Origin of the sequence: Microcella sp. (genome assembly GCF_030645145.1) — a bacterium.
Lineage (GTDB): Bacteria > Actinomycetota > Actinomycetes > Actinomycetales > Microbacteriaceae > Microcella.
Genome location: NZ_JAUSMI010000053.1, coordinates 1 through 10,332 on the forward strand (window position 1 = coordinate 1; position 10,332 = coordinate 10,332).

The 10,332-nt window shown below is 71.7% G+C and carries 10 protein-coding genes; 2 read left to right on the forward strand and 8 right to left on the reverse strand.

All coding sequences use genetic code 11. The annotated features are described in order from the left end of the window. From Q7T15_RS03220 to Q7T15_RS03250, 7 genes are all read right to left on the reverse strand, one after another. Positions 1-260 (reverse strand): translation initiation factor IF-2 N-terminal domain-containing protein (locus Q7T15_RS03220; RefSeq protein ID WP_304693217.1); only part of this gene is annotated, 260 nt, incomplete at its 3' end. Positions 261-354: 94 nt separating this feature from the next. Then, positions 355-642 carry a YlxR family protein gene (locus Q7T15_RS03225; RefSeq protein WP_304693219.1) on the reverse strand — a complete coding sequence of 96 codons (288 nt, stop codon included), beginning with the start codon at positions 640-642 and terminating at the stop codon, positions 355-357. Between the two features lie 51 nt (positions 643-693). After that, complete coding sequence (gene nusA / locus Q7T15_RS03230) at positions 694-1,689, reverse strand: transcription termination factor NusA (protein WP_304693221.1); 996 nt, start codon at positions 1,687-1,689, stop codon at positions 694-696. An 85-nt stretch (positions 1,690-1,774) separates the two neighbouring features. Beyond that, positions 1,775-3,544, reverse strand: a complete 1,770-nt coding sequence (locus Q7T15_RS03235) for a proline--tRNA ligase (protein WP_304693223.1) — start codon at positions 3,542-3,544, stop codon at positions 1,775-1,777. Between the two features lie 341 nt (positions 3,545-3,885). Further along, positions 3,886-5,034 (reverse strand): flavodoxin-dependent (E)-4-hydroxy-3-methylbut-2-enyl-diphosphate synthase, encoded by a 1,149-nt coding sequence (gene ispG / locus Q7T15_RS03240; protein ID WP_304693225.1) that lies wholly within the window; start codon positions 5,032-5,034, stop codon positions 3,886-3,888. 62 nt (positions 5,035-5,096) lie between these two features. Next, complete coding sequence (locus Q7T15_RS03245; RefSeq protein WP_304693227.1) at positions 5,097-5,738, reverse strand: CoA transferase subunit B; 642 nt, start codon at positions 5,736-5,738, stop codon at positions 5,097-5,099. A gap of 1 nt (position 5,739) precedes the next feature. Then, on the reverse strand, positions 5,740-6,522 hold the full coding sequence (locus Q7T15_RS03250) for a CoA transferase subunit A (protein WP_304693229.1): 783 nt from the start codon (positions 6,520-6,522) through the stop codon (positions 5,740-5,742). Between the two features lie 155 nt (positions 6,523-6,677). Between Q7T15_RS03250 and Q7T15_RS03255 the strand changes: the two genes are divergently transcribed. Further along, positions 6,678-7,859 (forward strand): acetyl-CoA C-acyltransferase, encoded by a 1,182-nt coding sequence (locus tag Q7T15_RS03255; RefSeq protein WP_304693231.1) that lies wholly within the window; start codon positions 6,678-6,680, stop codon positions 7,857-7,859. A 28-nt stretch (positions 7,860-7,887) separates the two neighbouring features. Here Q7T15_RS03255 and Q7T15_RS03260 read toward each other — a convergent pair whose 3' ends face one another. Then, positions 7,888-9,216 (reverse strand): RIP metalloprotease, encoded by a 1,329-nt coding sequence (locus tag Q7T15_RS03260; RefSeq protein ID WP_304693233.1) that lies wholly within the window; start codon positions 9,214-9,216, stop codon positions 7,888-7,890. A gap of 95 nt (positions 9,217-9,311) precedes the next feature. On the opposite strand from Q7T15_RS03260, the gene Q7T15_RS03265 reads away from it, so the two are divergent. Then, positions 9,312-10,332: serine/threonine-protein kinase (locus tag Q7T15_RS03265; RefSeq protein ID WP_304693235.1), on the forward strand; the 1,021-nt coding region annotated here is incomplete at its 3' end.

Sequence of the window (10,332 nt, forward strand, 5' to 3'; positions counted from 1 at the left end):
GCCGGCGCCGCGGGAGCGGCGGGGGCCTCGGCCTCCGGGGCCTTCGGCGCGGCCGGCTTGGCCGCGGGTGCGGCCTTCGGCGCGGGCGCCGCGGCGGCCTTGGGGGCGGTCACGCCGGCGGCCTCGAGCGCCTGGCGCAGCTTGCGCGCCACGGGGGGCTCGATCGTCGACGACGGTCCCTTGACGAACTCGCCCAGCTCCTTGAGCTTCTCGAGTGCGACCTTGCTTTCGATGCCGAGCTCGCTAGCGATCTCGTGCACGCGTGGTTTTCCAGCCACAATTCTCCTGTCTGGGGTCCGCTCCCAGGCAGGCGCGGACCGTTAGAGGTTGACGAAACTCATTTCGAGTCGCTCATTAGTTGTCCAAGAGCCGATCAGCCTGTTCTCTCGTGGATCCGTCGGATCCGATGTGCGTCAGAACCGGCCCCGCGTCGAGCGGACCAGCGACACGGAGCGCGCGAGCCCAAGCTCGCCGCGCAGTCGCGGTTTCGACGCAGTCGCGGGTGCGATGCACCCACGCGCCCCGACCCGGCAAGCGGCTCAGGGCATCCGGCTCGACCGCTCCATCGCGAGCCACCACCCTCAGTAGCGAGGAGCGGGAGGCGCGCCGACGGCAGCCGATGCACGTTCTGACGGGTTCCATACTACCCCCTCGCCTCTCGATCGCCCGAGCCGGGCGTGTCGCGCGAGTCGATCAGTCCTCCATGACGGAGTCGGGCTGGATGTCGATCTTCGCGCCAGTGAGCTTGGCGGCGAGACGGGCGTTCTGGCCCTCCTTGCCGATCGCGAGCGACAGCTGGTAGTCGGGCACGAGGGCGCGGACGGCCTTCGTCGCGGGGTCGATGACGAACGCGTCGGTCACCTTCGCCGGAGACAGGGCGTTCTTCACGAACGTCGCGAGATCGTCGGAGTGGTCGACGATGTCGATCTTCTCGTTGCCGAGCTCGGCGGTGACGGCGCGCACGCGCTGGCCGAGCTCGCCGATGCAGGCGCCCTTCGCGTTGACGCCGGGCTCGGTCGCGCGGACGGCGATCTTGGTGCGGTGACCGGCCTCGCGCGCGAGCGCGGTGATCTCGACGACGCCGCTCGCGATCTCGGGCACCTCGAGCGCGAACAGGCGCCGGACGAGCGAGGGGTGCGTGCGGCTCACGGTGATCGACGGGCCCTTGAGCCCGCGCGAGACGCTCGTGACGTAGACGCGGATGCGCTGGCCGTGCGGGTACTCCTCGCCCGGCACCTGCTCCTCGGGCGGGAGGATGGCCTCAATCGCGCCGAGGTCGATGTGCACCATGCGCGGGTTGGGGCCCTGCTGGATGACGCCCGCGATGATGTCGCCCTCGCGGCCCTTGAACTCGCCGAGCACCTTGTCGTCGCCGATGTCGCGCAGGCGCTGGTTGATGACCTGCTTGGCCGCGAAGGCCGCGATCCGGCCGAAGTCGTCGGGGCTGTCGGGCGCCTCGCCGACGAGCGCGCCCTCCTCGTCGAACTCGGGCGCGTACACGGTGACGTGACCGGTCTTGCGGTCGAGCTCGACGCGGGGCTGCGGCTGCTCGGAGCCGCGCTGGTCGGGCTGGTCGGTGTGCTTGAGGTACGCCGTGAGGATCGCCTGCTCGATGATCTGGACGAGCTCCTCGAACGGGATCTCCCGCTCGCGCTCCATCATCCTCAGGACTGCCAGGTCGATGTCCACGTGGGGTACCTCCGCTATTCGATTGGTCGACTCCCCGCGCGCGTTGCTCGAGCGGGGTCGGTACTCCCACGGTACCGGACGGGCGTCACCCCGCGGAGCGGATCGCCTCGGGCACCTCGGCGATCGACAGCTCGCGGCGCTCGCCCGAGCGGCGGTCCCAGAACTCGACGGTGCCCTCGGCGGCCGTCCGGCCGACGACGACCACGAGCGGCACGCCGAGCAGCTCGGCGTCGCCGAACTTGACGCCCGGCGAGACCTTCGGACGGTCATCCAGCAGAACATCGACCCCCTGCTCCTCAAGCTGGCGCGCGAGGGTCTCGGCGATTTCGAACACGACCGGGTCCTTGCCGGTCGCGACGACGTGGACGTCGAAGGGCGCGACCTCGCGCGGCCAGATGAGACCGCGCTCGTCGTGGTTGGCTTCGGCGATCGCGGCGAGGATGCGCGTCACGCCGATGCCGTACGAGCCCATCGTGACCGTCACGCGCTTGCCGTTCTCGTCGAGCACCGTGAGGTCGAGGATCTCCGCGAAGTACCGACCGAGCTGGAAGACGTGACCGATCTCCATGCCGCGCGCGAGCTCGACCGGACCCGAGCCGTCGGGAGCGGGGTCGCCCTCGCGCACCTCGGCGATGTCGGCGATGCCGTCGGCGACGAAGTCGCGACCCGCGACGAGCGAGAGCACGTGCTTCTCCGGCTCGTTCGCGCCCGTCACCCACGCGGTGCCGTTGACGATGCGAGGGTCGACCAGGTAGCGGATGCCCGTGACCGAGCTTTCGCCGAGCACGGGCCCCTCGACCGACCACGGACCGATGTAGCCCTTCACGAGGCCGCGGTGTTTCGCGAAGTCCTCATCCGTCGCCGCATCGACGGCGGCAGGGGCGAACGCGACCTCGGCGCGCTTCATGTCGACGTCGCGATCACCGGGCAGCCCGACGATGACGAGCTCGGTCTCGCCCGAGAGGTGCGTGAGGCGCAGGACGACGTTCTTGAGCGTGTCGGCGGCCGTCCAGGGCTCCCCCGCGCGGGCGTGGCGCTCCTCGAGGAGGGCGACGAGCGTGGCGATCGTGGGCGTGCCGGGCGAGTCGAACACGAGCGCGGCGGGCTGGCCCTCGATCGGGCGCGACTCGGGAACGGCGGAGCGGTACGCCTCGACGTTCGCGGCGTACCCGTTCGCCGAGCGCACGTAGGTGTCCTCGCCGATGGGAGTGGGGTGCAGGAACTCCTCGCTGCGCGCCCCGCCCATGAGGCCGTTGTCGGCCGCGACGATGACGTACTCCATCCCCAGCCGGGTGAAGATCCGCTCGTAGGCGTCGCGCTGCGCCTGGTACGAGGCGTCGAGCCCCGCGTCGGTGTAGTCGAACGAGTAGGCGTCCTTCATCGAGAACTCGCGGCCGCGCAGGAGGCCCGCGCGGGGCCGCGCCTCGTCGCGGTACTTGTCCTGGATCTGGTAGATCGACAGCGGAAGGTCCTTGTAGCTCGAGTACAGGTCCTTGACGAGCAGCGTGAAGGCCTCCTCGTGCGTGGGCGCGAGCAGGTAATCGGCTCCACGGCGATCCTGCAGCCGGAAGATGCCGTCGCCGTAGGCCGTCCACCGGCCCGTCCTCTCGTAGGGCTCGCGCGGCAGCAGGGCGGGGAACAGGACCTCCTGGGCGCCGATCGCGGCCATCTCCTCGCGGATGACCTCCTCGACCTTGCGCCGGACCCTCAGGCCGAGCGGCAGCCAGGCGAAGACGCCGGGCGCCTGACGGCGGATGTAGCCGGCGCGGACGAGGAGCCGGTGGCTCGCGACCTCGGCGTCGGAGGGGTCGTCGCGGAGCGTGCGGACGAAGAGCTGGGAGAGGCGGGTGGGCACCCGTTCAGCCTAGTTCGTGCGCGAGACGGGCATCCGACACGGCACCCCCCGTTCGAGGGGATCGGGCGATCGCAGGGCACAATGAAACAGGCCTGCGAGCGACGGCAAGGGGGGCTTGGGTCGCTCGCAGGCCCTTCCCGTCGCGCGCGAGTGCGCGCAGCGGGAAACCTGCACGACAAGAGGGTCCCCCTGGTGACCCTCGCGAGTCCTACCGCCGCCCCCCGGCGAAGTAGTCAGAACGGCCCCCCGGCCGATTACCCCACTGTAGTGACCGCGCGGGTGCGCGGTTCAGTCCCCCATCAAGGGGACAGCCCCGCGCGACCGGTGCGCGGGCGGCCGGATCAGGCCGTGACGACCTCGGGCTCGCCGACGGCGCCCGCGGGCATCGACGCGGCGAGGCGGTTGGCCTCCTCGATGAGGGTCGCGACGATCTCGCTCTCGGGCACGGTCTTGATGACCTCGCCCTTGACGAAGATCTGGCCCTTGCCGTTGCCGGAGGCGACGCCGAGGTCGGCCTCGCGGGCCTCACCGGGGCCGTTCACGACGCAGCCCATGACGGCGACGCGCAGGGGCACGGTCATGCCCTCGAGGCCCTTCGTGACGTCCTCCGCGAGGGTGTAGACGTCGACCTGGGCGCGACCGCACGAGGGGCACGAGACGATCTCGAGCTTGCGCTCGCGGAGGTTGAGGCTCTCGAGGATCTTGAGCCCGACCTTGACCTCCTCCGCCGGCGGGGCCGAGAGCGAGACGCGGATGGTGTCGCCGATGCCCTCGCCGAGCAGGATGCCGAAGGCCGTCGCGCTCTTGATCGTGCCCTGGAAGGCGGGGCCGGCCTCGGTCACGCCGAGGTGCAGCGGCCAGTCGCCCCGCTCGGCGAGCTGGCGGTAGGCCTTGACCATGACGATCGGGTCGTTGTGCTTGACCGAGATCTTGAAGTCGTGGAAGTCGTGCTCCTCGAACAGGCTCGCCTCCCACACGGCGCTCTCGACGAGGGCCTCGGCGGTGGGCTTGCCGTACTTCTGCAGCAGTCGCGGGTCGAGTGATCCGGCGTTGACCCCGATGCGGATGCTCACGCCGGCGTCCTTCGCCCGCTTGGCGATCTCGGCGACCTGATCGTCGAACTTGCGGATGTTGCCGGGGTTCACGCGCACCGCGGCGCACCCGGCGTCGATCGCCTGGTAGACGTACTTCGGCTGGAAGTGGATGTCGGCGATGACCGGGATCTGGCTCTTCTTGGCGATGATGTGCAGGACATCCGCGTCGTCCTGGCTCGGCACGGCCACGCGCACGATGTCGCATCCGGTCGCGGTGAGCTCGGCGATCTGCTGCAGGGTGCCGTTGATGTCGGTCGTCGGCGTCGTCGTCATCGACTGCACGCTCACCTGGTGCTCGCTGCCGACCATGACCTTGCCGACCTTGATCTGGCGGGTCTTGCGGCGAGGAGCGAGCACCTCGGGAACCTTCGGCATTCCGAGATTAACAGCAGGCACGGCGACTCGACTTTCGGGTGGAGCACGGGCGCGGAGAGGCGCCCCTCAGGGACCCGCCCAGACTAGAGCACGGGGCTGAGCAGGAGCTCGGGCTCGGTCGCCGCGCGCACCTCGTCGACGCTCACGCCCGGCGCGCACTCGACGAGCACGAGCCCGTCGGGCGTCACGTCGATGACAGCGAGGTCGGTGATGATGCGATCGACGACCCCGCGCCCCGTGAGCGGGAGCGAGCACTCGCGGACGATCTTGGCCGAGCCGTCCTTCGCGACGTGCTCCATGAGCACGATGACGCGGCGAGCGCCGTGCACGAGATCCATCGCGCCGCCCGGGCCCTTCACCATCTTCCCCGGGATCATCCAGTTCGCGAGGTCGCCCGACTGCGAGACCTGCATGGCTCCGAGCACGGCCGCGTCGATCTTGCCGCTGCGGATCATCCCGAAGCTCAGCGCCGAGTCGAAGAACGCGGCCCCGGGATCGATCGTGACCGTCTCCTTCCCGGCGTTGATGAGATCCGGGTCCACGGCATCCTCGCTCGGATAGGGGCCGACGCCGAGGATGCCGTTCTCGGACTGGAGGACGACGCTCACGCCGGGCGGCATGACGTTGGGGATGAGGGTCGGCAGCCCGATGCCGAGGTTCACGTACGAGCCGTCGGCGAGCTCGCGCGCGGCGCGCGCGGCCATCTGCTCTCTCGAGAGCGCCATGTCACTCCCCCTCCGTCGTCGACCGCACGGTGCGGCGCTCGATGCGCTTCTCGATGTCGGGGCCGACGACGACGACGCGGTCGACGAACACGCCGGGCAGGTGCACCGCATCCGGATCGAGCTCTCCCGGCTCGACGAGTCGCTCGACCTGGGCGATGCAGATGCCGCCCGCCATCGCGGCGAGGGGCGAGAAGTTGCGGGCCGACTTCTCGAAGACGAGATTGCCGTGCCGATCGGCGACGGCGGCGTGGACGAGGGCGAAGTCGGTCGTGATCGCCGGCTCGAGCACGAACTCGCGCTCGGCGCCGCGGTACGGCAGGCGCCGGACCTCCTTCGCCTCCGAGGCGAGCGCGACGCCGCCGTCGGGTGCGTAGCGCTGCGGCAGTCCGCCCTCGGCGACGGGCGTGCCGACGCCCGTCTGGGTGAAGAACGCCGCGACGCCCGATCCGCCGGCGCGCAGCTTCTCGGCGAGGGTGCCCTGCGGGGTGAGCTCGACCTCGAGCTCGCCCGAGAGGAACTGCCGCTCGAACTCCTTGTTCTCGCCGACGTACGACGACGTCATCTTCCGGATGCGGCGCGCGGCGAGCAGCACGCCGAGCCCCCAGTCGTCGACGCCGCAGTTGTTGCTCACGACGCTGAGCTCGTCGGCGCCCTGATCGAGGAGCGCCTGGATGAGCACCATCGGGATGCCGCAGAGCCCGAACCCGCCGACGGCGATGCTCGCCCCGCTCGGGATGTCGGCGACGGCCCCGTGAGCCGATCCGACGGTCTTGTCGATGGACACGACCTCGTCCCTTCCCGAGTCGATGACGGTGCGGCCCCGTTGCCGCTCACAGATCGACTCGGCACCTGCACCCTACCGACCCGGCGGCGGTACTGTCGTTCGTATCCGCACGAGCGCCCACGACGCGCGCGGACGAGCGCGAAGGAGCCCTCCCCATGTCCGACGACATCGTCATCATCGGCGCCGCCCGCACCCCCCAGGGTCGCGCGCGCGGCGCTCTCGCCCCCCTCACGGCCGTGCAGCTCGGGACGACGGCGATCGCCGCGGCCCTCGCCGAGTCGGGCCTCTCGCCCGAGGCGGTGAGCCACGTGCTCATGGGCCAGGTGCTGCAGGCGGGCGCGGGGCAGAACCCTGCGCACCAGTCGGCGCGCGCCGCGGGCATCCCGTGGTCCGTCCCCGCGATGACGCTCAACAAGGTCTGCCTGTCGGGCGCCGTCGCCGTCGTCGACGCGGTGCGGATGCTCCGCCTCGGCGACGCGGACGTCGTCGTCGCCGGTGGCCAGGAGTCGATGACGAACGCTCCGCACCTGCTGCCCGGCAGCCGCCTCGGCTGGGCGTACGGCACCGTGAGCGCCCTCGACTCGGTCGCCCACGACGGACTCACCGACACGACCGACGGCATCTCGATGGGCGAGAGCACGGAGCGGCACGTCGGCAGACTCGGCCTCACGCGCGCGGAGCAGGACGAGGTCGCCGCCGCCTCGCACCAGCGCGCCGCGGCCGCGCGCGACGCCGGCCGCTTCGCCGCCGAGCTCGCCCCCGTCGAGGTGCCCGCGCGCGGCGGGTCGACGACGGTCATGGACGACGAGGGCGTCCGCGCCGACAGCACCGTCGAGTCGCTCGCCCGGCTGCGGCCCGCGTTCGCGGCCGACGGCACGATCACCGCGGGGAACGCCTCGCCGCTGAGCGACGGCGCCGCGGCGCTCGTGCTCGTCCGCGAGTCCTGGGCCCGCGAGCAGGGCGCGACCGTCCTCGCGCGCGTCGTCGACTACGGCCAGGTCGCAGGCCCCGACAACTCGCTGCACGGGCAGCCCGCGCGCGCGATCGCCCGCGCCCTCGAGCGCGCCGGATGGCGGGCCGACGAGCTCGACCACGTCGAGATCAACGAGGCCTTCGCCGCCGTCTCCCTGCAGTCGGCGCGCGATCTCGACCTCGACCTCGCGATCGTCAACCCCGACGGGGGCGCGATCGCCCTCGGGCACCCGATCGGGGCCTCCGGGGCTCGGCTCACCGTTCACGCCGCCCACTCGGTCGCGGCGGGGCGCGCGCGCCGCGCCGCGATCGCCCTGTGCGGCGGGGGCGGTCAGGGCGAGGCGATCCTGCTCGAGCGGGCGTGAGGCCTGCACCGAGCATCCGCCCTCTCGATTAGAAGAGCGAGACCGGCTTCACGATGTCGGCGTAGATGAGCAGAGCGCTCATCGCGCCGAGCACGACGACGACCGCGAGGGTGAACGGCACGAGCTTCGCGGTATCGATCGGGCCCGGGTCGGCGCGCCGGGTGACCTTCGCGAACGCGCGGCGCAGCCCCTCCCACAGGGCGCCCGCGATGTGACCGCCGTCGAGCGGCATGAGCGGGATCAGGTTGAACACGAACAGCGCGACGTTGAGCGAGGCGAGGAGCCCCACGAGGCTCGCGACGCGCTCGGCGACCGGCGCGGTGTCGAGGCTCGCGATCTCGCCCGCGATGCGGCCGACACCGACGACGCTGATCGGTCCGTTCGGATCGCGCTCGTCGGGGCCGAACGCGGCCTCGGCGACGTCGATCATGCGCTGCGGGAGGTTCAGGATGATGCCGACGACCGCGCTCACGTTGTCGCCGACGGCCGGGAGCACCTCGCCGACCGGCTGCTGCACCGTCTCGTAGGCGGGCGCGATGCCGACGAAGCCGACCTCCTCGGTCAGGAGCTCGCCGTCGGGCCCCTCGACGACCTCGCCCTCGGCGTCGATCGCGTAGCGCTCGATGAGCAGCGGGGTGATCGTGAGAGTGCGCTCGGCGCCGTCGCGCTCGATCACGACGGGCAGGGACCGGCCCGCGGCGGGGCGCACGACTCCTGTGACGTCGCCCCATTCGCGGATGCTCTCCCCCTCGATCGCCACGATGCGGTCGCCCGGCAGGAGCCCCGCCTCGGCGCCCGGGGCCGCAGGATCGCCCGGCTCGCACTCCTGGCGCTCGCTCGTCGCCGGGAGGACGCACTCGGAGACGCTGCCGAGCGTCGTGGACGGCTGCGGGATGCCGAAGCCGACGAGCAGCACGGCGTAGAGCACGATCGCGATCACGAGGTTCATGAGCGGGCCGCCGAGCATGATGATGACGCGCTGCCAGACCGGCAGCCGGTAGAAGGTGCGGTGCTCCTCGCCCTCGACGATCGTGTCGGCGGAGGCGGATCGGGCATCCTGCACGAGGGTCTGGAAGAACCCCGTCGACGCCGTGCGGGCGCGGCCGCCGGACTCGACCGGCGGGTACATGCCGGCCATCGAGATGTAGCCGCCGAGCGGGATCCACTTGAACCCGTACTCGGTCTCGCCGCGGCGCCAGGAGACGATCGTGCGGCCGAATCCGATCATGAACTGACCGATGCGCACACCGAAGATCTTCGCGGGCACGAAGTGCCCGAGCTCGTGCAGCGCGATCGAGACGACGAGCCCGACGACGACGACGAGCACGCCGAGGATGTACAGCAGGACGGCCTCCACGGCGCCACTGTATCGCCGCCGCGCGGCCCGGGCGCTGAGGGGGCGCTGAGCAGGGGCCTGACGGACGCCCGGCGCGCAGAGTACGATCAGTCCCCGTGACGGGGGTAGAACAGGCCGAGCAGGCCGAGAAGACGGCGCAGCAGGGGCAGCCGACGGACGAGCGCGTCGGCAGCGTCGTAGCCGAGCGCTATCTCGTCGAGCGGCTCATCGGCCGCGGCGGCATGGCCACCGTCTACGAGGCCGCCGACCAGCAGCTCCCCCGCCGCGTCGCGCTCAAGATCTTCAAGCCCGAGCTCGCCGACGGCGACGACATGAGTCGGCACCAGGCCGAGGTGGCGATGCTCGCCTCCCTCAACCACCCCGGGCTCGTGACGCTCTTCGACGCGTCGACGACCGAAGACGGCGGCGCGGTGCTCATCCTCGAGCTGGTCCAGGGCGACGACATGCGCCAGACCATGGATGACGGGCCCCTCCCGAGCGAGGAGGTCGCCGTCATCGGCGCCGCCGTCGCCGACGCCCTCTCCTACAGCCACGATCGCGGCATCGTGCACCGCGACGTCAAGCCCGGCAACATCCTCGTCCCCACGCACGACGGCACCGACACCGCCCCGCGCGCCAAGCTCGCCGACTTCGGCATCGCGCGCCTCGTCGACGAGACGCGGGTCACCGCGACCGGCGCCGTGCTCGGCACCGCCCATTACCTGAGCCCCGAGCAGGCCGTCGGCGGCGAGGTCGGCCCCGCGAGCGACGTGTACTCGCTGGGACTCGTCCTGCTCGAGGCCCTCACGGGCGAGCGCGCCTTCCCCGGAACGGGCGTCGAGTCGGCCGCTGCACGACTCGCCCGCGACCCGTTCCTCCCGCCCGACATGGGCCCCGAGTGGGCCGGGCTCATCCGCTCCATGACCGCTCGAGAGCCCGGCGACCGGCCGACCGCGCGCGAGGGCGCCGAGCGGCTGCGCGCGATCGCGGGCATCCCCGCCTTCCGCCCCGCCGATGAGTCGCTCGACGCGACGCGCGTGCTCCCGGCCATGCCGACCGAGGCGACCGAGGTCATGGGCGCGGGAGGCGCGGCGGGCGCAGTGGGCTCCGCCGCCGCACCCGGCGCGCCGAGCTCGG

What these genes read in the sequence shown, in the direction of transcription:
- Q7T15_RS03245 (WP_304693227.1), bottom strand. Translation starts at nt 5,738, where the DNA reads ATGGCGCTCTCGAGAGAGCAGATGGCCGCGCGCGCCGCGCGCGAGCTC.
- Q7T15_RS03225 (WP_304693219.1), bottom strand. Translation starts at nt 642, where the DNA reads ATGGAACCCGTCAGAACGTGCATCGGCTGCCGTCGGCGCGCCTCCCGC.
- Q7T15_RS03255 (WP_304693231.1), top strand. Translation starts at nt 6,678, where the DNA reads ATGTCCGACGACATCGTCATCATCGGCGCCGCCCGCACCCCCCAGGGT.